The following is a 24,880-nucleotide window of genomic DNA, read 5'->3' on the forward strand; positions in this document are numbered from 1 at the left end:
GCGGCCATACTGAAAGGCGGAGGTGAGTCCATGGCCAGTTCCGCGCAGATCCTCGATACCGCCCTGCAGGTCGCCGAGCGCAGCGGCTGGGAACGCCTGCGGCTGTTCGACGTGGCCGCCGCGCTGGGCGTCGGGCTGGAGGATATCGCCCGCCACTACCGGGACAAGGACGCCCTGGTGGAAGCCTGGTTCGACCGCGCCGACGCGGCCCTGCTGGCCCGAGCCAGAGGAGCCGACCTGCCCGCACTGACGCCCGCCGGACGCCTGGAGGAGCTGCTGGTCGCCTGGCTGGGCGCACTCGCCCCGCACCGCACGCTGACCGGGCAGATGCTGCGCTACAAGCTCGAGCCCGGCCACCTCCATCTGCAGGTGCGGGGGCTGATGCGCATCAGCCGCACCGTGCAGTGGTGGCGCGAGGCCGCCGGGCGGAACGGCGTCCATCTCGCCCGCATCGGCGAGGAGGGCGCGCTCAGCGCCGTCTATCTGTGCACGTTCGCCCACTGGCTGCGCCGCGACCGGGAGGACGAGGCCGCGCTGCGCGCCTACCTGCGCCGGCGCCTGCACAGCCTGCCGCTGGCCTGCCTGCTGCGCCCCTGAGCCGGGAGCAAAAGCCCGAAACATTTTTCGTCGGCAGAACCGATGGCCTGTCATCCATTATTTGCACGTTGGGAAATAATGGATGACAGGCCCCGGCACTGCTGGGCAAGATGAAATGCGTGAAATCAACCACGAGACCCCTACATGCGACGTTTTCTCAGCCTTTTCATGGCATGTTGCGTGGCTATGACGCTCAGCCTCGACGCCAACGCCAAGCGTTTCGGCGGCGGCAAGTCGTCCGGCAGCGCGCCGAGCCACCAGACCACCCAGATCCACCAGACCCAGCCGCAATCGCCGGCCGGCAACACCGCCAGCGCCCCGGGCCCCGCTCGTCCGGCCAGCGGCGCGTCGCGCTGGCTCGGCCCGCTGGCCGGCATCGCCGCCGGCGGCCTGCTCGCCTCGATGTTCATGGGCGACGGCTTCGACGGCATCCAACTGCTCGACATCCTGATCCTCGCGCTGATCGCCTTCCTGGTGTACCGCCTGATCGCCGCCCGCCGGCGCAAGCTGCATCCGGCCATGGCCGGCCACGCGCCGCAGCAGCGGCAGACGCCGGCCCAGCCGCGCCCCGTCGCTGCCGGTGCATCGGCCGCCGCCCAACGCCGCGCTCCGATCCAGGCGCCGGCCTGGTTCAACGAGCAGCGTTTCCTGGATGCCGCCCGCCAGCACTTCATGGCCCTGCAGCAGCACTGGGACGCCAACGAGATGAACAAGATCGCCGAGTTCGTCACTCCGCAGATGCTCGACTTCATCCGCAAGGAGCGCACCGACCAGGGCGAGGGCCTCCAGTCCACCTACATCGACAACCTGCAGGTGCAACTGGACGGCGTGGACGATCTGGCCGACAAGACCGTCGCCACCCTGACCTTCAGCGGCGTGTCGAAGAACTCCCGCTTCGAGCCGGGCGAGGCCTTCAGCGAGAGCTGGCGCATGGAGCGCCGCCAGGGCGAGAACCAGCCCTGGCTGGTCGCCGGCATCCGTCAGAACGGCTGAGCCGGACTCCGACAAAAGAACCCCGGGCATGCCCGGGGTTCTTTTTTTCCCTTTCCGGCCTCACGCACCGCCGGACAGCACCACCCGGTTGCGTCCGCCATGCTTGGCCTCGTACAGCGCACGGTCGGCGCAGCGCAGCAGGCGCTGGTAGTCCGGGTGGCCGTCGTGCAAGGCCACGCCGACGCTCACGGTCAGCTGCAGATCGTGCTCGCCCGGCAGACGGAAGCGCTCCTGCTCGGCCTGCCGGCGCAGCTTCTCGGCCACGCCGAGCGCGCTGTTCGCGTTGATGTCGACCAGCAGCACGAGAAACTCCTCGCCGCCCATGCGGAACACGTAGTCGCCGCCGCGGCAGTGGTTGCTGAGCAGGGTGGCGAGCTGCTGCAGGACCAGATCGCCGGCTTCGTGGCCGAACGCGTCGTTGATCTGCTTGAAGTGGTCGATGTCGATGGCCAGCACGGCGAAGGTGCGCTCGTTCTGCCGCGCGTAAGCCACTTCCTTGGCCAGGATCACCGGCAGAAACTTGCGGTTGAGCATGCGCGTCAGCACGTCGCGGCCGCTTTCCAGCACATTGGCCTGCTCGAACAGGTTGTCCAGGTGGAAGACGATGCCCTTGGCCTGTTCGCGCAGCGTGCGCAGGTTGTGCAGGCGCCGGTCCGCATCCATCTGTGCCGCGGCCTGTTCGAACAGCGGCAGCAGCACCCCGTCGATGTGTTGCATGCCCTGCAGGATCAGCTCGGTTTCCCGGGAGCCCTGGAAGGCGTGGGCGCCCTTGTGGCGGAACCACAGGCCGAACTCCGAGCCGGACAGCCGGGGCAGTTGCGCGAGGGAATGACCGACCGCGAGGTCGAACATCAGCTGGTTTTCCCAGTCGAGCAGGGCGCCGCGCTGGCGCTCCTGCTCGACGCCGATGTTCTGCGCCACCGAGAACAGTCGGTAGCCTTCCTCGCTGCGCGAGTTGCGGTCGTGGGCGTCGGAGAAGGCACGGCTCATGATCTCCATGGCCAGGTCGATGGTTTCGCCGATCAGGCGCTGGCCGAGGAGCTTGTGCTCGGCATCGACCGGCTGCTGGCAGAGCAGCGCGAACAGCCGCTCGCGCAGGTGCCGTGCGCCGCGCAGCACCAGATGGATGGGGATGTTGATGCGCGCATGGATCTCGCCGATCCGCTGCTGCTGGGCGATCAGCGGCAACAGCTCGGCCTCGTCGGGGCGGGCGGCGAACAGCATGGCGATCCATTGCTGCAAGGTGCCCTGGAGGCGGCTCTTCACCTGCTCGTGGGTGAGAAAGAGCATGGCCTCCTCGTCCTGCAGCATCTGCGCGTAGAAGTACCCGGCCAGCACGGCCTGGTGGGCAGTGGCCAGTTCCCTGACCCGCGTGGCGACCGCCACGGGAAATTGTTCGAGCAGCCGCTTCCATTCCGCTGCCTGGTGTTCCGGGGAAATACTGGGCATAGACGATCCTTGCAGTGTTCGACATCCAGGGGGGACCGCACCGGGCCGGCTATGCTCGCAAAGTGCCTGCCAACTTGCCAGTATGCACGCCTGCGACCCGATGTCTGGCCGACCTCCACCGACGGGACTCGGGTATAAAGCGCCCACCGACTGCCTGAGGAAGAACGAGCCGTGGAAGACGTCATCGAACAATTGCGCGAGCTGAACGAACCCGTGCCGGTGCCCCTGGAGCTGCCCGACGACGATCTGCTGGTGGAGATCGAGGAGCAGTTGCTGATCAATCTCCCCTTCGAGCTGCGCGAGTTCCTGCTCAAAGTCAGCGATGTGGTCTATGGCAGCCTGGAACCGGTGACCGCCTGCGATCCCCAGTCGCACACCTACCTGCCGGAAGTCGCTGCGGTCGCCTGGGACCAGGGCGTACCGCGCGATCTGGTGCCGCTGTGCCAGGCCGGCCGCGACTACTACGTGGTGGACATCGAGGGCGAGGTGCTGCTGTGGAGCGGCGACAGCGGCGAGCCGACCGACGAGAGCTGGGACTCGGTGTGGCACTGGGTGAAGGAGGTCTGGCTGGAAAGCTGAGGGCCGGTCGATCCGCAAGCGCGTCGGGCCGGTAAGAGCGGGGAGCCTGGTTGCAGGCCCGCGTCCCCGAGGGTCGGTCCGCATGCGCCCACGGCCCGCGAAGAACCAAAAAAACCCCGAACTTCGTATGGGGGAGGATGAAGTTCGGGGTTCAACCTCGGTCCCCTGGAGGGGGTGCCGAATATCTGCCAACACTTGACACAACAAGGAGCATCGAAAGGCCGTTCAGCCAGTCGTACGGGTCTGACTGCACGATCGCTCCAAAAGTTCAGCCCCGCCGAGAAACATTTCCGGCTGAACCTGCAACGGCCCACGGGGGAACCCCGCCCTCGCGCCGGGAAGACCGCCGCCTCCCGCCGTCAGTGCGCCTCGTCCCAGTTGTCGCCCACCCCCGCCTCGACCAGCAGCGGCACGTCCAGCGCCGCGGCGCCGCTCATCAGCGGCAGCAGGCCGGCCCTGAGCGCCTCGACCTGATCCTCGCGCACCTCCAGCACCAGTTCGTCGTGCACCTGGAGGATCATTCGCGCATCCAGCCCGGATTCCTGCAGCCAGGCGTCCACCGCCACCATCGCGCGTTTGATGATGTCCGCTGCGCTGCCCTGCATCGGCGCGTTGATCGCCGTGCGTTCGGCGGCCTTGCGCAGGGCGCCGTTCTTCGACTGGATCTCCGGCAGGTACAGGCGACGGCCGAACAGGGTCTCGACATAGCCCTGCTCCGCGGCCTGCGCGCGGGTGCGCTCCATATAGGCGAGCACGCCGGGGTAGCGGGCGAAGTAGCGGTCGATGTAGGCCTGCGCCTGCTTGCGGTCGACGCCGATCTGCTTGGCCAGGCCGAAGGCGCTCATCCCGTAGATCAGGCCGAAGTTGATCGCCTTGGCGCTGCGCCGCTGCTCGTGGCTGACCTGCTCCAGCTCGACGCCGAACACCTCGGCGGCGGTGGCGCGGTGCACGTCGCGGTCGTGGCGGAAGGCGTCGAGCAGGCCGTCGTCCTGGGCGAGGTGGGCCATGATGCGCAGCTCGATCTGCGAGTAGTCGGCGGCCACTAGCTTGTAGCCCGGCGCGGCGACGAAGGCCTGGCGGATACGCCGCCCTTCCGCCGTTCTGATCGGGATGTTCTGCAGGTTGGGGTCCGAGGAAGACAGCCGCCCGGTAGCGGTCACCGCCTGGTGGTAGCTGGTGTGGATGCGCCCGGTGCGCGGGTTGATCTGCTCGGGCAACTTGTCGGTGTAGGTGCTTTTGAGCTTGCTGACGCTGCGGTAATCCATGAGCACCTGCGGCAGCGCGTAGCCCTGCTCGGCCAGTTCGGCGAGCACGCTTTCCGCGGTGGAGGCCTGCCCCTTGGCGGTCTTGGAGAGGATCGGCAGGCCGAGCTTGTCGTAGAGGATCGCACCGAGCTGCTTGGGCGAGGCGAGGTTGAACTCCTCGCCGGCCAGCTCGAAGGCCTGGCGCTCGAGCTGCTGCATCTTCTCGCCCAGCTCGACGCTCTGCTGGCCGAGCAGTTTCGCGTCGACCAGCGCGCCGTGGCGCTCGATGCGCGCCAGCACCGGCACCAGCGGCATCTCGATCTCACGCAGCACCCTGGCCAGCGACGGGACGGCCTCGAGCTTTTCCCACAGGCACTGGTGCAGGCGCAGGGTCACGTCGGCGTCCTCGGCGGCGTAGGGGCCGGCCTGCTCGAGGGCGATCTGGTCGAAGGTCAGCTGCTTGGCACCCTTGCCGGCGATGTCCTCGAAGTGGATGGTGCTCTGGCCGAGGTACTTGAGCGCCAGGCTGTCCATGTCGTGGCGGGTCGCGGTGGAGTCCAGCACGTAGGATTCGAGCATGGTGTCGAAGGCCACGCCGCGCACCTCGATGCCGTAGCGGGCGAGGATGTTCATGTCGTACTTGGCGTGCTGGCCGACCTTGGCCCTGGCCGGGTCTTCGAGCAGCGGCTTGAGCGCGGCGAGCACCGCGGCGCGATCCAGCTGCGCGGGCACGCCCATGTAGCTGTGCGCCAGCGGCACGTAGGCCGCCTCGAACGGCGCGATCGCGAAGGACACGCCGACCAGCTCGGCCTGCTGGGCGTCGAGGCCGGTGGTCTCGGTGTCGAAGGCGAACAGCTCGGCCGCCTCGAGCTTCTCCAGCCAGGCGTCGAACTGCGCCGGCTCCAGCAGGGTTTCGTAGCGGGTCGGCGGCGCTGCCGGGTCGGCGGCGCCGTCCTCGCCGGCCGCCTTGCTCTCGCGCAGCAGCTCGTCCAGCCAGTTCTTGAATTCCAGCTCGCGGTACAGCGGGATCAGCGCCTCGCGATCCGCCGCGCCCGGGTGCAGCTGGTCGAGCTGGAGATCCAGCGCCACGTCGGTCTTGATGGTCGCCAGCTGGTAGGACAGGTAGGCCATCTCGCGGTGCTCCTCGAGCTTGGCCGGCAGCGACTTGGCGCCGCGGATCGGCAGCCCCGGCACCTGCTCGAGGTGGGCGTAGATCACGTCGAGGCCGCCGCCCAGGCCCTGCAGCAGGCCCAGCGCGGTCTTCTCGCCGACCCCCGGCACGCCGGGGATGTTGTCGACCTTGTCACCCATCAGCGCGAGGAAGTCGACGATCAGCTCCGGGCCGACGCCGAACTTCTCCACCACCCCGGCGCGGTCCAGCACGCTGCCGGTCATGGTGTTGACCAGGGTGATGTGGCCGTCGACCAGTTGCGCCATGTCCTTGTCGCCGGTGGAGATCACCACCGGGCGGTCGGCGGCGGCGCTGGAACGCGCCAGGGTGCCGATCACGTCGTCGGCCTCAACTCCCTCGATGCACAAGAGCGGCAGGCCGAGGGCTCGCACGCAGGCATGCAGCGGCTCGATCTGCACGCGCAGGTCGTCCGGCATCGGCGGGCGGTGCGACTTGTAGTGCTCGAACAGTTCGTCGCGGAAGGTCGGCCCCTTGGCGTCGAACACCACCGCGAAGGGGCTGTCCGGGTACTGTCGGCGCAGGCTCAGCAGCATGTTCAGCACGCCCTTCACCGCCCCGGTGGGCAGGCCGGCGGAGGTGTGCAGCGGCGGCAGGGCGTGGAAAGCGCGGTACAGGTAGGAGGAGCCGTCCACCAGGACGAGGGGGGGCTGGATCATGACGAAGAATCAACCTTTTCCGCGGGTGCGGCGCTAGAATGACAAGACTTGACGACGAAAGGACAAGGTTATCATGCACACCTTCCCTCGCCTGCTGCTGGCCGCTCTGCTGGCGTTCGGCGCGGTCGGCGCCTTCGCCCAGCAGGAGCCGCCGTCCGGCGAGCCGGACGTGACCATCCGCCAGGAAGGCGACAAGACCATCGAGGAATACCGCGTCAACGGTTTCCTCTATGCCATCAAGGTCACCCCCAAATTCGGCAAACCCTATTTCCTGGTGCGCGCCGACGGCAACGACGCCAACTTCGTGCGCTCCGACCAGCCGACCATGCGTATCCCCGCTTGGGAAATCTTCAAATGGTAAGCGAGCCCCTCTGAACATGTCGGTTTTTACCCCTCTCGAACGCCACGAGCTGGAAACCTTCGTCGCGCCCTACGGGCTCGGCCGGCTGCTGGATTTCCAAGGCATTGCCGAAGGCAGCGAAAACAGCAACTTCTTCGTCAGCCTGGAGCAGGGCGAATACGTTCTGACCCTGATCGAACGCGGGGCGGCGGACGACCTGCCGTTCTTCATCGAACTGCTCGACGTGCTGCACGCGGCCGATCTGCCGGTGCCCTACGCGCTGCGCACGACCGAAGGCCAGGCCCTGCGCGCGCTGGCCGAGAAGCCGGCGCTGCTGCAGCCGCGGCTGCCCGGCAAACACGTACAGGAGCCCAACGCGCAGCACTGTCGCGAAGTCGGCACCCTGCTCGCTCGCCTGCACCTGGCGACCAGCAAGCAACCGCTGCCGCGGCCCAGCGACCGCGGCCTGGAGTGGATGCAGGAAAAGGGTCCGGAACTCGCCCTGCTGCTGCCGGACGAGCAACTGCCGCTGCTGCGCGAGGCTCTGGCCGAGGTCGCCCGGCTGAAGGCCCGCCTGCTCGCCCTGCCCTCGGCCAACCTGCACGCCGACCTGTTCCGCGACAACGTGCTGTTCGACGGCCCGCACCTGACCGGAGTGATCGACTTCTACAACGCCTTCTGCGGACCGATGCTCTACGACCTGGCGATCGCCGCGAACGACTGGTGCTCGAAGGACGACGGCACCCTCGATCCGCAGCTCACCCAGGCCATGCTCGCCGCCTATTCGGCCAAGCGCCCGTTCCGCGCCGCCGAGGCCGAACTCTGGCCGGCCATGCTGCGCATCGCCTGCCTGCGCTTCTGGCTGTCCCGGCTGATCGCCGCCCAGGCCTTCGCCGGCCAGCAGGTGCTGATCCACGACCCCGAAGTGTTCCGCCGCCGCCTGCAGGCGCGCCGCCACGTCCAGGTCGCCCTGCCCTTCGCCCTGTAATTCCCGTCGTAACCCCCCCGGCCTCGCGTAGGGTGGGTTAGGCCGCAGGCCGTACCCACCGACCGGCCGCGAGGCCGGCAATGGGGATGCCTGCCGGCATCCTTGGCGGGTTACGCCGCCTGGCGGCTAACCCTCCCTACGCAACGCAGGCACCGCCGCCCGGCTATGGACGCACGAAGTCTAGAATCGCCGCCACCGTCCGCTGCGCCCCTTCCCCGAAGAGCATGGTCATGTGGTTGCCCGGAACCTCGACGTAGCACCCGTCGGCGACCGCCGCGACCGTCTCCAGCGCCTGTTCGCGCGGCAGCACCGGCGGCGTGCCCGGCGGCCCGTAGGCGCCCGGGGCATTGACCAGCAGCATCGGCTGACGGACGGCAGCCAGATGGCCCGGCCAGTCCTCGGCGAGCAGCCTGTCCAGCGCCTCGCCGATCGCCTCGGGGCGCGAGCGCGGCCTGAGCGTGCCGTCGGCGCGGGTTTCCACGTCGGCCCGGTAGGCGCTTTCGATGGTCGGGTCCCACCAGCCCGCGTAGAACGGCAGCCGCTTGATCGAGGCGAGGTACGCCTCCCAGGAAGGATGCACCGTGCCCAGACGATCCAGGGAGGGCTGGATCAGCGCACGCGCCTGCGGATGGAAGGAGCCGGCCGCATCGAGCACCACCAGCCGGGCGACCCGCTCGGGATAGTGCGCCGCCATGTAGAGGGCCAGCAGACCGCCGAACGAATGCCCGCCCAGCACCATCCGCTCCAGGCCCAGCGCCTCCAGCAGGCCCACCACGTCGGCGGCATGCTCGGCCATGCCGTAGCCGCGCTCCGGCTTGTCGCTCAGCCCGCGCCCGCGCAGATCGAGGGCCAGCACCCGCAGCGCCGGACTCAAACCGGCCTCGAGCAGACCGTCGAAGATGTGGGCATTGGCGGTCAGGCCGGGCATCAGCACCAGCGGCGGCTCGCCGCCGGGGTGATCCAGACAGTGCAACTGGATGCCGTTGGTCTGCACGAACCTTTCCATGGGCGATCTCCGCCGGTACGGAAGTAACGGAAGGACAACAGTCCCTCCCCCGCTTCAGAGAATAGCCGTGCGGAGTAGCCCGCGACGGGGAGCGGCAGCGGAGCCCGGGGTGCCGGGATCTCGCCGGCCGACGAAATGCCCAACAGGGAGCACCATGGTATTTTCGGGCGCAACGGAAAGACGGACGCGAAACTAGCCCAGCTCGAAGGTGGTAATGCCGAAAACCTTATCGAGAGCAATATCCGGGAACGAGCCGGTGTACATTCGTGCCGTTTCGAAGGACGGCTCCATCCCGTTGAGCCGGGCAACGTCGATCGCCCGGGCGTTGGGCTCGGGCGTATCCAGATAAAGGGCGGAGCCTGGAGGGACCCTGGAGGTCAAGGCATTGAACAGCTCGATGGCCAGGTCCTTATCTTCGGCATTCAGGGGACCTATCTTGTATCCCGTCCGGCAGGCACGAATGACGCCATACCCTGAAAGCTTGCCGTTTTCGACGATCCCCAGAGCATGACAATCGGGCTGGTTGATCCAGGCCTTGAGGAAGCACTCCCTCCGCTCCGGAAAGAACTGCCGGTCGTAACCGCATAAGTCCCCGAAATCGAGGGACGACAGGCTGACCATGTTTGCCGAGACAGGGGATGACTTTCTCGACAGCCCGGCAAACCTTATGTTTCTATGCGCCAGCTTGAAACCGGACTTCTTATAGTTTTCCTGCTGGGCCACCACGCCATCCAACCCGACATTTCGCCCCTTCAAGTATTCGAGCGCCCTGTTCCAAATCTGAATGCCATATCCCTTCTGGCGATGACTCTTCTCGACAATATATAAACCGACAAACCCGAACGAGTCGCCATACTTGACGGCCGAAATGGTTGCAATCGGCCGATTGTCGAGCCTTCCGATCAGAAAGCCTTGGGGATCTGCCGCATAAAAAGAAGCGGCATCGTCCAACCCCGGATTCCACCCTTCGGTATTTGCCCAATCCACGGCTATCTGTAGCTCGTCTCGCGACATCACTGAAATGTGGTAGTCGGATTGCTGAAATGCCATAAAACACCATAATGAATAGTTGTAATGTACGATTACACCAGCGTATGGAAAAGCTGTAGCTGTCGAAGCGAACCGCAAGTTGTGGCCTGTTCAAAGTCCCCGGATTCAAAATCCCTGTGCTTTCCTGTCCATGAAGATGGTCGCCCAGGCGCTCCTCGACATGAGAAAGCCTCTGCAATTCCGCACACCCTAAGCCACGATACCGTTCCAGCGTAGCCCGATGTTTACAATCGTCAATATAGAAAGTAGAAGGCCCGCTCGCTTTAAATCCTCTCGCATTGGCCATGACGCATTATCAATGCGAAGTCTTTCCAGAGCGGTTGCCTAACCGAATCGTTGCCTCTACTCCCTTGGCACCCGACAGAACTCGACAAAAAATCTGACCGGACCATCCGGGCTTACTTCATACGGCACCTGGGGTTCGACGACACCGTACTGATCGGGCGTCAGGAGGATTTCGCTCACTTCCGGCACCAATATCCGATAAAGGAGCCGGCCTTCCAATACCACGATTTTCGCCCAGGCGCCCTCTTTCGTCGTGTGCTGCTTCAGAAGTCCGGGAGGTACCGTTGCCTCCGTGAATATCGGCGTTCTCTTGTAGGGTCGAACATCTTCTGGCAGGGCTTTCATTGGAATACTCCGCTCGACATCGGCCAAAGGGCGCCGTAAGCGTAGCCTACGGACGTCCGGGTTAGCGAGGCGAACGACTTGAATACCAAGTCAGGCGCCTACACCAGATCGACTCATGTTTATGTAATTACTGGACAGTCAATCCCTGCTTTCTCAGTTCTATCGCCCTGGGAAGCGTGAATCCCTTGGCTTGCCATTTGGCGGTTTCTTGCGGAGTGAAACCTTCGCGATGCCAGCTCATGATGGTGTCGGGGCTTTGAATACCGGATTGAACCCAAGGCTTGATATCGGTCGGCGTGAAACCGCTCTGCCGAAACAGGTTCGCACTCTGGGCGGCAACCCCTATGCCTTTCCATTCGTCGGCCTCCTGGGGAGGTATATCGCTCCAAGGATTGGATGCGCAGCCAGTCAGCCAAAGTACGGTGGCTATGGAGAGGATCACAAATCTTTTACTCATACTGCACTCCTTGGTTCGTGTAGTGCGTCAGTCGATAAAACGATGTACTGAAGGTGAATAACTTATTGCTCAACCGTTCTTCGATAACCCATGATCTGAATAAGTCCACCATGAGGTACAAAATCCTCGTCTGCCGACACGAACGTCCTTTCAGAGCGTTTCCCCATGGACGAGCACAAGTTAGCGAGCCGGCCATGCGAGCAAATCCGTATGCGCCATTATTCGATGCGTGCTGGAACAGCTCGTATCGAGCAGGCGCGGAATTCTATCCGCTGTCGTAATGCGCGTCATCCGGCGGGAAGGCGTGGAGCAAGCCTGCGCGCCCCACCGGAGGGATCGGCGAGCGTGCCCATGCCTCTCGGCGACCGCCCTATCGACGGGGGACAAGCCCAACAAGCTGGTTCAGATCTGCTGGGCGGTGTGGTTTCACGGTCGGCTCCTCCGCGGCAACTGGCAGAGCAGCCGGCCCGCCTGACGGCGGACCTGCGTAATCGGCAGCAGGTTTTCCCGTGGTTGTGGTGAACAGCGACACTGTCGGAACAGGCGAGTCCTGCAGCGGAACAAGGCCGATAAAAATGCTGATCCTGGTGATCGATTGAGCGCTTGGCCCCCGTTGCGTGAACTACAGAATGGCCCGGGCGGCAACGCCCATGGAAGGCCGGATATACGAATGCAACCGCACTGACGACAGGGTTGAAACAGCATTGCTCACCACTTGTGGGGAGAGTCCATATACCGAATGTTAGGCATTGAAGCCAAAGCGGATGCACGAATAGCCTGCGATTCACGCCAAACAGCCAAACCTGCCACCGCACCAGGCACGCTACCGCCACATCCTCGCGGCGAACGGAAGCAGCCACCGGGTGATTGTGCCGCAGACTCGAAGCCGGGCAGAACCCATGGGGCAGGAAGGAAGTGGAAACAGAATGATGATTTTCGAGCTTCCTTGCCTGCACCAACTACAAAGCTAATTATGCCTAACAATTAAGCTAACGGGCAGGCAAACGCGTAGCGTTTGACTGTCCAGCGAACGAAGTGAGCGAAGTTGAGCGCATTGTTAGGCTCGCTGCCACCGGTTGCTAACGTAAACGACTACCATCGGGATTCCTAGCCTCTTCATCGCGGCGTGTCGGGTAAAATTCCTTTTTCTCATCTAGCTCGTAGAAAAGTATGCCATGAATTCCCATTGCTTCCTTTTTCGGGACCCGACGTGCCCATATGCGTTCAAAGACTAGGTTAAGCTCGTGAGTGCTCTCACGCCCATACACCTCATCAATGAATGCTACGTCCTCACCATCAGGAAATATCAACGCAAACTCTTCGTCCGTGGCTGAGAAAATGTCATAAACAGCATTTATAGCACTGTCAAAGACCTGAATGTTTTTCATGCGTGCCTAACGATTAAGCTAACGGGCGTCCAAAAGCGCAGCTTTTGGACGTCCAGCGAACGAAGTGAGCGGCGTTAAGCGCATTGTTAGAGGATGCCACGCTCGCGCATGCGGTCAAGCAATGCTTGGGGGTGGATCCGATATGTACCGACAGTGATTCGCATAGTGAAGTGGTCGTATGTAGGGCTGTGCGGCGCTCCAGTATTGATTTCAGAGTTTGACAAAAAGCAGCCTGTCGTTAGCTCATTGTCATTATTGAAGTGCTGAATTAGCTCTTGCCTAGTCACTACTAAGCCATTGCCAATATTTCCGTTGATCATTGCATCAAGAAAACGATTTCGGAGTGTCAATTTTGTTTCCTCTAACGCCCAAGGTAAGCGGCGCCGGAGCACCGAAGGTGCGCAGGGTACCAACAAGGGCCATGAGAATGCCGAAGGCATGGCCCTTGTTGGCGTCCGCTTGACCGCCCAGTTAGGCCACGGCCCTGATTTAGCGACATTGCGATTCAACCCAATTCTTGAACGCAGGATAGGCTGAGTTCGCCGCCGCCAGCAACTCAGAGGGGGCGCGTGCTGTTGATCCTGAGTGCGCTCTTGCGAACTCAGCGAAGATTTGGCTCTTTGCTTTTGAGTCATCGGGGTAAGCAACAGCCTCGTATGGACCATGTCCGCTAGCTAGCAGCCACAGATAGTCATCGAAGTTTTTTGCGACCACGCCGGTCTCTCCCTCGGAGCCCATGAAAACAACAGGCTGATCAAGCACCGTAGCCGATTCATTGGCAAGCCATATTGCGGCGAAGCCGCCTGAACCATCTTTTCCGAAGACGAGGAACTTGCTACCGTCAGCTTCCTTGTTTCCGGTCCACGCCTTGAACCAGTCTTGAACTTCCTCAGGCGGCAAAAAAGATTGAAACGGCTCGAAGTCCATGCCTTCTCCGTCGGCGTAATCAAACTCACGCTCATGCAGCTCTGCTATCAATGGTGGAAAGTTCATGGGCATACCTCAGTGAAATTTGTAGTGGCCTAACGATTAAGCTAACGGGCAGACAAAAGCGCAGCTTTTGGCTGTCCAGCGAACGAAGTGAGCGGCAGTTGAGCGCATTGTTATGCAGTTACTCCAAAGTTTCGACCATTTCAATTAGCTTTTCTTGCTCCTGCATGAGAGTGCTTATTGCTGCATGCGTTTTGCTTAAGACTGCTTCGCCTTTTTCTGCGGTTCCGTCTCTTGTCATTATTGTGTAGGAGCCGCCAAGGCGCTGATACTCAGAGAGTATGTAGCGCATGTAATCTCTTTCGTGTGAGATTTTGTGATTTACTGCGCTCAATCTAATGTTGAGTGATTGTAATTGTGCGGTTTTTAAAGCGATGCGCGCCTGGGCTTCTTGTGCTCTTTGGGTTTCTTGTAGCGCGGTTTTAGTTTCGGATAGTTCTGTTTTTTGTATTAGTACTGATTTTGTCAGCCAGTAGAAGGCAAAGAATGCAATTAGGGGGTTGATTAACCCGCCTACAAAGTCTCCAAAGGTTCCCTAGCGGGCGGCGTCCGTTGAAAGCTTTTGATCGTTGACTGCAACAAACCAAAGCAAATATAGAAGCGCTGGGGTGACCGCTGCTGCGAGAACAAAGTATCTGGATCTCTTTACTTCCAGCTCAAGATTTTCGAGTTCCACCGTTGGTCCTTTATGCATAACGTTTGACGTGAGGGGCGGCCGGAGCCGTAGGCGGAGGGAACCCAAAGCGCAGCTTTAGGACGTCCCTCTCGACGGAATTGTTAGGCAAGCTGATCTGCACAGGCCTGGACAAAACCACGAAGACGTTGCTCGGAAAGCACCCTGTCATATGTAGGGTTGGCCTGATAGAGAGTTATATCAGAAGCCTGTTGAATAGGCTCCCCCAGTGGGGGATTTGCTCGCCCGCGATGCCCTGCCTCAGAGTGGGCATCAATCGTGAAGTTGTACACATCGAGGTTTCCGTGGCACACAATGCTGCGGAAATATGCGAGTGCCGGTATAACGTGGTTAAACCAATCTTCGGAAACGTTTTCGGTGCCTAGTGCTGGATAGCGCCAAGCAGAACCCCCTATGTGCTCCCAACCGAAGCGTTGAAAGCACGCGATTATTCTGGTGCGATCATTCGTATCAGCAATAGATGCATTTTCGATATCGAACGTGAGAGTGATTGGCATATATGCTCCTCTTGTGAACCGGGGCGGCCTAACGTAACGGAGCTAAACACCGCTCGCGCGCTTTTTGCGAGTGTGTGTTTGAGCGACTAGTTAGCCGACAATACACTCCGTCCCGCGCAGCGGGCTGTAAATGGGGTAGGCGCTCAAGCGCAATGAAAATCGAAAAATTTGCCTCTCCCCCAGCACGGGGCTCCGGCGTGTGCATTAACTTCGTTATGCTCCGCCGGAGCCCCGTGCTGGGTATAGCTGATTTTTTCGGTTTTTTCGGCGATTGATTCCACATCATTTACGTTTCCCTACGCCCGATGGTGGATATTGTTGGTTAACTACTATTCGACACCAAATGGTGTGAACAAACACACCATTTGGTGCATAACACTCCCTTGCCGCTGCTGGCGGCTCCCTTGTAACCTGCGGCCTCCAGCAGGAGGCTGGTGTCTTTTCAGGGAGTTATACACCATGGACGGCAAGCCCAGATTGCTGGACCGGCTGCGCGAGCAAATCCGTATTCGCCATTATTCGATCCGTACTGAAACAGTCTATATCAAGTGGGTACGGGATTTTATTCGTTATCACAAGTTACGTCATCCGGCGGAAATGGGCGCTCCCGAAGTAGAGCGATTCCTGTCGCATCTTGCTGTGGATTTGAATGTCGCGGCATCCACGCAGAATCAGGCGCTGGCGGCCCTGTTGTTTCTCTACAAGCATGTCCTGGCCATCGATCTTCCCTGGCTGAACGACGTGGTACGCGCCAAGCGGCCCGAGCGTTTGCCGGTCGTCCTGTCCCGCGAGGAGACGCAGCGGCTGCTGGCCTGTTTCGAGGGGGAGCTACGGGGTTGCTGTACGGCTCCGGCATGCGCCTCATGGAGGCGGTGCGCCTGCGGGTGAAGGATATGGATTTTGCCCGCAGCGAGATTCTGGTCCGGGACGGCAAGGGCATGAAGGACCGCGTCACCTTGCTGCCGGCCCGGCTGGCCCAGCCGTTGAAACGGCATCTCGATTGCGTAAAGGCCCTGCACGAGCGCGATCTTGCCGAGGGCTTCGGTGAGGTCTATCTACCCTTTGCCTTGGCGCGCAAGTATCCGAACGCCGCGAAGGAATGGGGGTGGCAGTACGTTTTTCCGGCTCCCGGCCGCTCGGTCGATCCTCGTTCCGGCGTCAAGCGCCGTCACCATATGGACGAGAAGCGCGTGCAGCGGGCCTTCAAGGCCGCCGTGCGGGAAACGGGAATCGTCAAGCCGGCCACGCCGCATACCTTGCGCCACTGCTTCGCCACCCATCTGCTGGAAAGCGGGCAGGACATCCGCACGGTCCAGGAGTTGTTGGGTCATGCGGACGTGAAGACCACCATGATCTACACCCACGTGCTCAACCGGGGCGGGCTGGGCGTGTTGAGTCCGCTGGACCGCCCTTGAAGGCTTCCCGCGTTCGCCACGCTGCACGAGCAGAATGTCGCCCAGCCTACCGCCGGGATCGTTTCATCCACACTTCGAATGCCCGCAATTCAGGCAGGTGGTGCAGCCCTCCAACTGCACCACCGCCTGGGTATGGCACTGCCCGCAGCGCTGAGCGCCGGGCGGGAAGCCTTCGCCGGGCTCCAGGGCTGCGGCGCCCTGGCTGGCTTCGTAGGCGGCGCGTTTTTCGGCCAGGTAGCGCCGCTGGGCTTCGTCCGGCGCGTGGCCGCGCAGCAGGCCGATGGCGATCAGGTGACGCTCCAGCACCGCGCCGATCTCGGCGACGATGGAGGGCATGTAGATGCCGCCCTTCTTCAGGTAGCCGCCGCGCGGGTCGAACACCGCCTTGAGTTCCTCGACCAGGAAGGTGCAGTCGCCGCCCTTGCGGAATACCGCGGACATGATCCGGGTGAGCGCGACGATCCACTGGAAGTGCTCCATGCCCTTGGAGTTGATGAAGATCTCGAAGGGCCGGCGCTGTTCGAAGCGGGTGCCGGCGTTGAGCAGGATGTCGTTGATGGTCACGTAGAGGGCGTGCTCGAACAGCGGCGACTTGATCTTGTAGGTGGCGCCGACCAGCATTTCCGGGCGCTGCAGGGTTTCGTCCAGCTGCACGGGCGGCAACTGCCCGGCGTCGGTTTCGGCGGGCCGCAGGCTTTCGTCGACCACCTGGAAGCTCTTGATGCGCTGCCCGATCTTGACGGTCATGGCTCTTCCCTTTCCTCCAGAAACTTGCAACCCGTTGTCTGCAAAGGTTTTTTCGTAGGGCTGGTGCAACCCGCCGGACGTGGCGAGGATCTGACGCCCAATGGCGGGTTGCACCCCCCTACGGATGAACCGGCCCGGCGTAGGCGCTCAATACTTGCCGTAATAGCCTTCCTTCAGCGCGTCGAACAGGTTGGCGGCGGTGTTCACCTCGCCGTCGTACTCCACCAGTTCGTTGCCCCGGAGTTCGACCACGCTGCCGTCCTCCAGCTCGAAGCGGTACAGGGTGTTTTCCAGGTCGGCCTCGCGGACCAGCACGCCCTGGAAGGCCGCCGGGTTGAAGCGGAAGGTGGTGCAGCCCTTGAGGCCCTGGCGCCAGGCGTAGCGGTAGATGTCCTTGAACGCCTCGAAGGGGTAGTCGGTGGGCACGTTGGCGGTCTTGGAGATCGACGAGTCCACCCACTTCTGCGCCGCCGCCTGGATGTCCACGTGCTGGGTCGGGCCGATGTCGTCGGCACCGACGAACCAGTCCGGCAGCCGGTGCGCCGGATCAATGCTGTCCGGCTGCGCCTGCGGGTCGATGAGGGCGCGGTAGGCGAGCAGCTCGTAGCTGAACACCTCGACCTGCTCCTTGGCCTTGCGACCGGGGCGGATCAGGTTGCGCGCGTAGTGGTGGGCGAAGCTCGGCTCGATGCCGTTGGAGGCGTTGTTGGCTAAGCTCAGGCTGATGGTGCCGGTCGGCGCGATGGAGCTGTGATGGGTGAAACGCGCGCCCTGCTCGGCCAGCGCGGCGACCAGTTCGGGGGCGACCTCGGCCAGGCGCTGCATATAGCGCGAGTAGCGCGCGTGCAGCACGCGGCCGGGCACCCGGTCGCCGACCCTGTAGCCGTCGGCGGCCATCTCCGGGCGCTGGCGGAGCATCTTCGCGGTGACCTCGAAGTCCTGCGCCAGCAGCGGCGCCGGGCCCTTCTCCTTGGCCAGCTCCAGCGCCACCTGCCAGCCGACCAGCGCCATCTCGCGAGCCACCTCCTCGGTGAACACGCAGGCCTCGGCGCTGCCGTAGCGCAGCCTGAGCAGGGCCAGCGCCGAGCCGAGGCCGAGAAAACCCATGCCGTGGCGGCGCTTGTCGAGAATCTCGCGGCGCTGCGCCGCCAGCGGCAGGCCGTTGATCTCCACCACGTTGTCCAGCAGGCGGGTGAAGATCCGCACCACCTCGCGGAAACGCTCCCAGTCGAAGCGCGCCTTGGCGGAAAACGGCTCCTCGACGAAGGCGGTCAGGTTGACCGAGCCGAGCAGGCAGGCGCCGTAGGGGGGAAGCGGTTGTTCGCCGCACTGTCCGGTGACCAGGCCGTTGAAGATCACCGCGTGGCCATCGGGCTGGGTGGTGTCGTAGACCGGCTCGATGCCGGCGTATTCGATGGCGGCGATCGGCGAGCTGAAGCGCTGGGTCTTGCGCAGGGGCCGGCCCTGCGCCCAGGCCCGGTAGCGCTCGGTCTTGTTCGGCAGCAAAAAGCCGATCTCGGCCATGAAGCGCTCGCGCGACTCGCCGTCGACGATCAGCTCGAAGTCGGCCCGGCAGGCGTATTCCCGCTGCCCGCCCCTGCCGTCCGGCAAGCGGCGCCTTCTAGTAGGCGGGCGGCGCTGGCGAACGCAGCAGTAGATGCCGAAGTTGGCCAGCAGTTGCTGGACTTCTTTGAGCAGCGCCTCGCAGCTGGAGGCCAGGCGCACCGAGCAGCTCTGCCGGGCACTGGACACATTGACCGTGCCATCGCACTGGAACAGCGCCCGCAGGTAGCCGCGCACGCAGGCCTCGCTGCCGCGCCAGACCACTTCGGGCACGCGCAGCTTGGTCGCGGCGGTGAAGCCGTAATGCTCCAGCAGGCGGGCCAGCAGAATCGAGCGGACGAACACCTGATTGCGCTGGGGAACGGCGACGGCCGACACCCGGCGACGGCCGCCGAGACCGGCGGTCAGCGCATTCACCCAGGCCGCCACCGGCTCGCCGAGCGCCCGCTCCTCGCCCCACAGGCTGACGATGGCGGCCCGCTGGCCCTTGCCGCGATGGGTGAAGTGCCCATCGCCGGCGATCAGGCCGAGCAGGATGCCCAGTTCCTCTCGGCCTTCCTGCCCGAACAGGCCCTTGCCGGACTGGATCAACAACCGGTCGCCGACCTTGAGGTCGCACAGATTCAGTTTGCCACGCTCGCTGTAGAAGTCGTGCCATGCAGTCGCCCGAATCTCGTAGCCGTCCGCGGTGACCACCCGCCAGACCGGGGCGCGGCAAGCGCTGAGGAAGGCCGGTTTGGCCGGGCGGCGGACGACGCCGCGGGCGTTCTCGGGCAGGCAGCGGCGGTCCACCGCTACCTCCAGCGCGACGCCGCGGCGCTCGAGTTCGCCGATGGGCACCAGGCCGTAGTGCGTTGCCAGCCGGGTATCGCCGATCACGCACGGATTGGTCGCGCGGATCTCCTCGCACCACCAGTTGTTATTCAGCTGGTTGACCCGGTCGATGAGGATGAAGCCCGGCTCGGCGAAGTCGTAGGTGGAGGCCATCAGCATGTCCCACAGGTGGCGGGCGCGGACCTTGCCGTAGACCTTGCAGGCCACCCGGCCGTCGTCGCGCACGCGGTAGCCCTCGTGGAGCGGCCAGTCGCGCCAGAGCACCTGCTGCGGGTCGTCGAAGTCCAGCGCCTCGGCCTCGCGGGGATGCGCCGGGAACGCCAGCGGCCACTCGGCGTCGCTCTCCACCGCCTGCATGAAGTCGTCGGTGATCAGCAGGCTCAGGTTGAACTGGCGCAGCCGACCGTCCTCGCGCTTGGCGCGGATGAACTCGCGCACGTCCGGGTGGGCCACATCGAAGGTGGCCATCTGCGCGCCGCGCCGCCCGCCCGCCGAGCTGACCGTGAAGCACATCTTGTCGAAGATATCCATGAACGACAGCGGCCCGCTGGTGCGCGCGCCGGCGCCGGAGACGAAGGCGCCGCGCGGGCGCAGGGTGGAGAACTCGTAGCCAATACCACTGCCCGCCTTCAGCGTCAGCCCGGCCTCGTGGACCTTGGCGAGAATGTCGTCCATCGAGTCGCGCAGGGTTCCGGAGACGGTGCAGTTGATCGTCGCGGTGGCCGGCTTGCGGTCCTGGGCGCCGGCGTTGGCGACGATCCGCCCGGCGGGGATGGCGCCGTTGCGCAGCGCCCAGAGGAAGCGCTCGTACCAGTGCTCGCGCAGCTCTTCGCGCTCGACCTCGGCCAAGGCGCGGGCGACCCGTCGCCAGGTGGCGTCGATGTCGGTATCGACCGGCGTGCCGTCGGGTTCGGCCAGCCGGTACTTCTGCGCCCAGATGTCCTCGGAAGCGGCCTGCAGGGGAATGCCGCCGGCTCCCGGCGGCGCGGATTCGCCGCGTTTCGCCATGCGCCCGGACCTCCCTTGGCTGACGGGTCCTTTCACCTTAGCCGCTGGTCCGGACGCACGCCGCCCTTCAGTTCAGCCCGGTCACCCAGACGCCGACCTCGAGGCGGCCGGCGTTCGGCGGGCCGAGGTAGGAGCCGGCGACCGGCGGCACCGATGCGGGCAGGTGCGCCACAGCCACGGCGATATGGTTGGCTCCCACCAGTTCCCCGTGGGTGGGATCGAAGCCCTTCCAGCCGGCGCCCGGCAGATACACCTCGGCCCAGGCATGGGTCGAGCCGCCATGCAGCCCCGCCGGCTCGACATGCAGATAGCCGCTGACGAAACGCGCCGGCAGGCCGAGCAGCCGGGCCGCCTCCATGAACAGGTTGGCGAAGTCGCGGCAGGAACCCATGCCGAGCGCAAGGGTTTCCCCCGCGCTCTGCACGCCGGGTTCTTCGCGCATCCGGTAGGCCAGCGTCCGGGGGATCTGCTCGTTGATCCGCTGCAGCAGGGCATAGGTCTGGATCGGCTCGCCCGGCTGCCAGAGCTTGCCGAGCCATTCGGCGAGCCGATCGCGGTCCGCCTGCCGGGCGAAATCCATGTAGGGCGAGAGGACGGCCCGCTCCTCGGGGCGGTAGACGAAGGGGTAGTTCACCGCGTAGTCGGCCACGAGAAAATCGAGGGGCTTCTCGTTGTACTGCTGGATGACCGCCTCGCTCTCGATCAGCAACTGGTCGGTGTGGACCTTGAAAGTGGCGATCGCCACGCAGTTGTCCTCCACGTCGCGGTGCCAGTTCAGGGTGGCCGGCGGGACGATCTTCAGGGTCGAGGACTCGATGCGCAGCTCGTGGCTCTCCCGCGGACGCAGCAGCAGGGCGTGCGGCCCCAGCTCGACGGACTTGGAAAAGCGGTAGTGGGTGCGGTGAAAGATCCTGTAGCGCTGCATGTTGCCTCCTCGCCGCCGGCAGCACCGGCCTGCCGTTTTCGTGGGACTCTAGAGTAGTCCTGCGGTTCCGGCGCGGTCGGGACCGCTTCCACCGGGTCCGCAGCCCCGGCGGACCCTGCGATAGTGCGCCATCGCCGCGAGGACGGAAACGCCTACTGCGCCTCCAGGCAGCCCGCCAGCCCCTCGCCGAGACGTTCCAGCAGTTGCTCGTAGCCCTGCGGCCCGAGCGGAACGGCGCTGCCCAGCGGATCGAGTTCGGCCAGGCGCACCGGCAGGCCGGCGCTCAGGGTCTGCGCCAGGCGCGGCTGCAGGGGCGGCTCGCTGAACACGCAGGCCGGGCCGGCGTCCTGCAGGCGCTGGCGCATCCCGGCGACCTGGCGGGCGCCGGGCGGCACGTCCGGCGAGACGCTGAACACCCCGGCATGCTCGAGGCCGTAGGCCGCCTCGAAGTAGTCGTAGGCCTCGTGGAAGACGAAGTAGGGCTTGCCGGCGAGCCGTTCCAGACGCGCCTTGAGGCGCCGGTCGAGGTCGTCCAGGCGCGTCTCGAAAGCGGCGAGGTTGGCCTGGTAGCGCGCGGCGTTGTCCGGGTCGGCGGCGGCCAAGTCGGCGGCCATTCGCGCGGCGATCAGCCGGGCGTTGGCCGGCAGCAGCCAGAGATGGGCATCCAGGCTGCCGGGGCGGTGGGCGTGGTCGTGCTCGTCCCCGCCGGCCGCGGTTTCGCCGGCGAAGTGGCGCAGCTGCAGGCCGGGCAGCGCCTGCACGGCCAGGCTCGGCTGGCTGCGGCCCTCCAGCACCTTGGGCAGGAAGGTTTCCAGGTCCGGGCCGATCCAGTAGAACAACGTCGCCTCGCGCAGCGCGCGCACGTCCGAGGGGCGCAGCGCGTAGTGGTGCGGCGAGGCGCCGGGCGGCAGCAGCACGGCGGGAGCGCCGGCGCCGTCCTGCACGGCGGCGGCGATCAGCTGCAGGGGCTTGACGCTGGTCAGCAGGCGCACGTCGGCCTGCGCCGGAGCCAGGCAGCCGGCGAGCAGCAGGGCGGCGAGTGGACGGAACATGGCGGGCATCCCCCCGGGTCTAAAGTGTAATAGAATAACGTCCCCATGACCGGACGTCGCCCATGACCATCCCGCCCCTGGCCTGTCAGCCCCACGACCACCGTCACTGCATCGAGCAAGCCCTGGCCGAGGCCGAAACGCTCTGCGCCCGCCAGGGCCTGCGCCTGACCGCCCTGCGCCGGCGCGTGCTGGAGCTGGTCTGGCAGAGCCACAAACCGCTCGGCGCCTACGACATCCTCGCCGTGCTGAGCGAGCAGGACGGCCGCCGGGCGGCGCCGCCGACCGTCTACCGGGCGCTGGACTTCCTCCTCGAGCACGGCCTGGTGCACCGCATCGCCTCGCTCAACGCCTTCGTCGGCTGCGACCACCCGGCCCACGCCCACCAGGGCCAGTTCTTCATCTGCCGGCAGTGCCACGCGGCCATCGAGCTGGAGCGCTCGGCGATCAGCGACAGCATCCTCGACAGCGCCCGGGGCCTGGGTTTCCGGGTCGAGGGACAGACCGTGGAGGTGGTCGGCCTCTGCGCCCGCTGCCAGGACGCGCGATGAGCGACAGCCTGATCCGCCTCGACGGCGTGCGCGTCGCCTTCGCCGGCCGCGAGATGCTGCACGACGTGCACCTCTGCGTGCAGCCCGGCGAGATCGTCACCCTGATCGGTCCCAATGGCGCCGGCAAGACCACCTTGGTACGCGTCGTGCTCGGCCTGCTGACGCCCGATGCAGGCACCGTCTGGCGCCGCCCGAGGCTGCGCATCGGCTACATGCCGCAGAAGCTGCAGGTCAATCCCAGCCTGCCGCTGTCGGTGCTGCGCTTCCTGCGCCTGGTGCCCGGCGTCGACCGCGCCGCGGCCCTGGCCGCGCTCGTCGAGGTGGGCGCGGCGCAGGTCGTCGACAGCCCGCTGCAGACCATTTCCGGCGGCGAGCTGCAGCGCGTGCTGCTGGCCCGTGCGCTGCTGCGCAAGCCCGAACTGCTGGTGCTCGACGAGCCGGTGCAGGGCGTCGACGTGGCCGGCCAGGCCGAGCTGTACCGGCTGATCACCCGGCTGCGCGAGCGCCACGGCTGCGGCGTGCTGATGGTTTCCCACGACCTCAACGTGGTGATGAGCACCACCGACCAGGTGGTCTGCCTGAACCATCACGTCTGCTGTTCCGGGCACCCCGAGCAGGTCAGCGGCGACCCGGCCTTCGTCGCCCTGTTCGGCCAGGCGGCGCGCAGCCTGGCGCTCTACCAGCACCATCACGACCACGCCCACGACCTGCACGGCAGCGTGGTACTGAAGAAACCCCACGTACACGGTCCCGACTGCAACCATGGCTGATTTCCTGCTCAACGCCCTGCTTGCCGGACTCGCCCTGGCGCTGGTCGCCGGGCCGCTGGGCTCTTTCGTGGTCTGGCGGCGCATGGCCTACTTCGGCGACACCCTGTCCCACGCCGCGCTGCTCGGCGTGGCCGTCGGCCTGTTGCTCGACGTCAGCCCGACCCTGGCGGTGATCGCCGGCTGTCTGCTGCTCGCCGTGCTGCTGGTGGCCCTGCAGCAGCGCCAGGCGCTGGCCTCGGACACCCTGCTCGGCATCCTCGCGCCGAGCACCCTGTCCCTCGGCCTGGTGGTGCTGAGCTTCATGCGCGATGTGCGCATCGACCTGATGGGCTACCTGTTCGGCGACCTGCTGGCGGTCGGCCCGGTGGACCTCGCCTGGATTCTCGGCGGCAGCGCGCTGGTCCTGCTGCTGCTGGTGCCGCTGTGGCGACCGCTGCTGGCGATCACCGTGCACGAGGAGCTGGCGCGGGTCGAGGGCCTGCCGGTGGCCGGCATCCGCCTGGCGCTGATGCTGCTGATCGCCCTGGTGATCGCGGTGGCGATGAAAATCGTCGGCGTGCTGCTGATCACCTCGCTGTTGATCATCCCCGCCGCGGCCGCCCAGCGCCACGCCCGCACCCCCGAGCAGATGGCCGCCGGCGCCAGCGTTCTGGGGATGCTCGCGGTCTGCGCCGGGCTGTCGCTGTCGTGGTTCCAGGACACCCCGGCCGGCCCGTCGATCGTGGTCTCGGCGGCCGCGCTGTTCCTCGCCAGCCTCGCCCTGCCGCGGCGCGCCGGCTGAACTTCGCCACAGTGCCAAGGTCTGCTTCCTGATGGGCCGGCGGCAGGTGTAGAGTGGGCGGAAAACGGCCAGAGAACCCCGTCATGCCCGCGTCGCTCCTTCGCTACCTGCCCCCGCTGTTGCTGCCGCTGTTGCTCGCCGCTTGCCAGCGTGGGTCGACGGAGCCCGCTCCCACCCCGCCGCCGCCGACGCCGAGCATCAGCCAGGAGCTGGAACGGCAACTGAGCGACGGCGACCTGGCCGCCGCCACCGCCAGCTTCAAGCGCCTGCAGCTCGAACAGCCCGGCACCGCCCTGGAGGACTACCAGCGCCGCCTCTCCGAAGCCTGGCTGAAACGCGGCGAGCAGGCCCTGGCGCGCGGCGACATGAGCGCCGCCGCCACCGCCCTGAGCAACGCCCGCGCGCTGATGCCCAAGGCCCCGGCGCTGAGCGTGCCGCGCCAGAGCGGCGCGCCCGCCAAGCCCTGAGGCGGGCCGCTCCGTAGGGA

The 24,880-nt window shown here is 65.0% G+C and carries 23 protein-coding genes and 1 pseudogene; 10 read left to right on the top strand and 14 right to left on the bottom strand.

What is annotated here, in order from left to right:
* Positions 1-30: 30 nt before the first annotated feature.
* A complete protein-coding gene (locus BMY22_RS02140) occupies positions 31-597 on the top strand; it encodes a TetR family transcriptional regulator (protein ID WP_090619197.1) in 567 nt (188 codons plus the stop codon).
* Between the two features lie 144 nt (positions 598-741).
* A complete protein-coding gene (locus BMY22_RS02145; protein WP_090619198.1) occupies positions 742-1,590 on the top strand; it encodes a Tim44 domain-containing protein in 849 nt (282 codons plus the stop codon).
* 60 nt (positions 1,591-1,650) lie between these two features.
* On the opposite strand, the gene BMY22_RS02150 is transcribed toward BMY22_RS02145, so the two are convergent.
* Positions 1,651-3,039: a diguanylate cyclase gene (locus tag BMY22_RS02150; protein ID WP_090619200.1), complete on the bottom strand. Its 1,389-nt coding sequence runs from the start codon at positions 3,037-3,039 to the stop codon at positions 1,651-1,653.
* Positions 3,040-3,210: 171 nt separating this feature from the next.
* On the opposite strand from BMY22_RS02150, the gene BMY22_RS02155 reads away from it, so the two are divergent.
* Positions 3,211-3,618, top strand: coding sequence for an SMI1/KNR4 family protein (locus BMY22_RS02155; RefSeq protein WP_090619202.1), 408 nt, complete (start codon positions 3,211-3,213; stop codon positions 3,616-3,618).
* A 359-nt stretch (positions 3,619-3,977) separates the two neighbouring features.
* On the opposite strand, the gene polA is transcribed toward BMY22_RS02155, so the two are convergent.
* Positions 3,978-6,710 carry a DNA polymerase I gene (gene polA / locus BMY22_RS02160; protein WP_090619203.1) on the bottom strand — a complete coding sequence of 911 codons (2,733 nt, stop codon included), beginning with the start codon at positions 6,708-6,710 and terminating at the stop codon, positions 3,978-3,980.
* A gap of 73 nt (positions 6,711-6,783) precedes the next feature.
* On the opposite strand from polA, the gene BMY22_RS02165 reads away from it, so the two are divergent.
* Positions 6,784-7,071, top strand: a complete 288-nt coding sequence (locus BMY22_RS02165) for a DUF2782 domain-containing protein (RefSeq protein ID WP_090619205.1) — start codon at positions 6,784-6,786, stop codon at positions 7,069-7,071.
* 16 nt (positions 7,072-7,087) lie between these two features.
* Positions 7,088-8,038 (top strand): homoserine kinase, encoded by a 951-nt coding sequence (locus tag BMY22_RS02170; RefSeq protein WP_090619206.1) that lies wholly within the window; start codon positions 7,088-7,090, stop codon positions 8,036-8,038.
* 163 nt (positions 8,039-8,201) lie between these two features.
* Here the strand turns inward: BMY22_RS02170 and BMY22_RS02175 are convergent, their stop codons facing one another.
* The 8 genes from BMY22_RS02175 to BMY22_RS23590 form a co-directional block, all read right to left on the bottom strand.
* Positions 8,202-9,044 carry an alpha/beta fold hydrolase gene (locus BMY22_RS02175; RefSeq protein WP_090619208.1) on the bottom strand — a complete coding sequence of 281 codons (843 nt, stop codon included), beginning with the start codon at positions 9,042-9,044 and terminating at the stop codon, positions 8,202-8,204.
* Between the two features lie 192 nt (positions 9,045-9,236).
* A complete protein-coding gene (locus BMY22_RS02180; RefSeq protein WP_170849429.1) occupies positions 9,237-10,094 on the bottom strand; it encodes a GNAT family N-acetyltransferase in 858 nt (285 codons plus the stop codon).
* A 342-nt stretch (positions 10,095-10,436) separates the two neighbouring features.
* The gene (locus BMY22_RS02185) at positions 10,437-10,724 is read right to left on the bottom strand and encodes a TehB family protein (protein ID WP_090619210.1); all 288 of its coding nucleotides are present in this window, start codon (positions 10,722-10,724) and stop codon (positions 10,437-10,439) included.
* Between the two features lie 127 nt (positions 10,725-10,851).
* Positions 10,852-11,181, bottom strand: coding sequence for a putative periplasmic lipoprotein (locus BMY22_RS02190; RefSeq protein WP_090619211.1), 330 nt, complete (start codon positions 11,179-11,181; stop codon positions 10,852-10,854).
* A 1,079-nt stretch (positions 11,182-12,260) separates the two neighbouring features.
* A complete protein-coding gene (locus tag BMY22_RS02195) occupies positions 12,261-12,569 on the bottom strand; it encodes a hypothetical protein (protein ID WP_090619213.1) in 309 nt (102 codons plus the stop codon).
* 489 nt (positions 12,570-13,058) lie between these two features.
* Positions 13,059-13,562 (bottom strand): SMI1/KNR4 family protein, encoded by a 504-nt coding sequence (locus BMY22_RS02200; protein WP_090619214.1) that lies wholly within the window; start codon positions 13,560-13,562, stop codon positions 13,059-13,061.
* A gap of 118 nt (positions 13,563-13,680) precedes the next feature.
* Positions 13,681-13,851, bottom strand: coding sequence for a hypothetical protein (locus BMY22_RS24250; protein ID WP_167363688.1), 171 nt, complete (start codon positions 13,849-13,851; stop codon positions 13,681-13,683).
* Between the two features lie 485 nt (positions 13,852-14,336).
* On the bottom strand, positions 14,337-14,750 hold the full coding sequence (locus BMY22_RS23590; RefSeq protein ID WP_143068443.1) for a hypothetical protein: 414 nt from the start codon (positions 14,748-14,750) through the stop codon (positions 14,337-14,339).
* 459 nt (positions 14,751-15,209) lie between these two features.
* On the opposite strand from BMY22_RS23590, the pseudogene BMY22_RS25185 reads away from it, so the two are divergent.
* Positions 15,210-16,165 (top strand): annotated as a pseudogene (locus BMY22_RS25185) (integron integrase).
* A gap of 63 nt (positions 16,166-16,228) precedes the next feature.
* On the opposite strand, the gene BMY22_RS02210 reads toward BMY22_RS25185, so the two are convergent.
* From BMY22_RS02210 to BMY22_RS02225, 4 genes are all read right to left on the bottom strand, one after another.
* Positions 16,229-16,912, bottom strand: coding sequence for a TSCPD domain-containing protein (locus BMY22_RS02210; RefSeq protein WP_090619216.1), 684 nt, complete (start codon positions 16,910-16,912; stop codon positions 16,229-16,231).
* Positions 16,913-17,059: 147 nt separating this feature from the next.
* Positions 17,060-20,317, bottom strand: coding sequence for an LAGLIDADG family homing endonuclease (locus BMY22_RS02215; protein WP_090619217.1), 3,258 nt, complete (start codon positions 20,315-20,317; stop codon positions 17,060-17,062).
* A 67-nt stretch (positions 20,318-20,384) separates the two neighbouring features.
* Positions 20,385-21,242 (bottom strand): transglutaminase family protein, encoded by an 858-nt coding sequence (locus tag BMY22_RS02220; RefSeq protein WP_090619219.1) that lies wholly within the window; start codon positions 21,240-21,242, stop codon positions 20,385-20,387.
* A gap of 152 nt (positions 21,243-21,394) precedes the next feature.
* A complete protein-coding gene (locus BMY22_RS02225; RefSeq protein WP_090619220.1) occupies positions 21,395-22,294 on the bottom strand; it encodes a zinc ABC transporter substrate-binding protein in 900 nt (299 codons plus the stop codon).
* Positions 22,295-22,356: 62 nt separating this feature from the next.
* Between BMY22_RS02225 and BMY22_RS02230 the strand changes: the two genes are divergently transcribed.
* The 4 genes from BMY22_RS02230 to BMY22_RS02245 all read left to right on the top strand — a co-directional run bounded on the left by BMY22_RS02230 (position 22,357) and on the right by BMY22_RS02245 (position 24,860).
* A complete protein-coding gene (locus tag BMY22_RS02230; RefSeq protein WP_090619222.1) occupies positions 22,357-22,842 on the top strand; it encodes a Fur family transcriptional regulator in 486 nt (161 codons plus the stop codon).
* Positions 22,839-23,612 carry a zinc ABC transporter ATP-binding protein ZnuC gene (znuC, locus tag BMY22_RS02235; RefSeq protein ID WP_090619224.1) on the top strand — a complete coding sequence of 258 codons (774 nt, stop codon included), beginning with the start codon at positions 22,839-22,841 and terminating at the stop codon, positions 23,610-23,612. The genes BMY22_RS02230 and znuC overlap by 4 nt, the downstream gene beginning before the upstream one ends.
* Positions 23,605-24,393 carry a zinc ABC transporter permease subunit ZnuB gene (znuB, locus tag BMY22_RS02240; RefSeq protein WP_090619225.1) on the top strand — a complete coding sequence of 263 codons (789 nt, stop codon included), beginning with the start codon at positions 23,605-23,607 and terminating at the stop codon, positions 24,391-24,393. The genes znuC and znuB overlap by 8 nt, the downstream gene beginning before the upstream one ends.
* 83 nt (positions 24,394-24,476) lie before the next feature.
* Positions 24,477-24,860 (top strand): hypothetical protein, encoded by a 384-nt coding sequence (locus tag BMY22_RS02245; RefSeq protein WP_090619227.1) that lies wholly within the window; start codon positions 24,477-24,479, stop codon positions 24,858-24,860.
* Positions 24,861-24,880 lie beyond the last annotated feature (20 nt).

The sequence above is a fragment of the Azotobacter beijerinckii genome (assembly GCF_900110885.1).
GTDB lineage: Bacteria > Pseudomonadota > Gammaproteobacteria > Pseudomonadales > Pseudomonadaceae > Azotobacter > Azotobacter beijerinckii.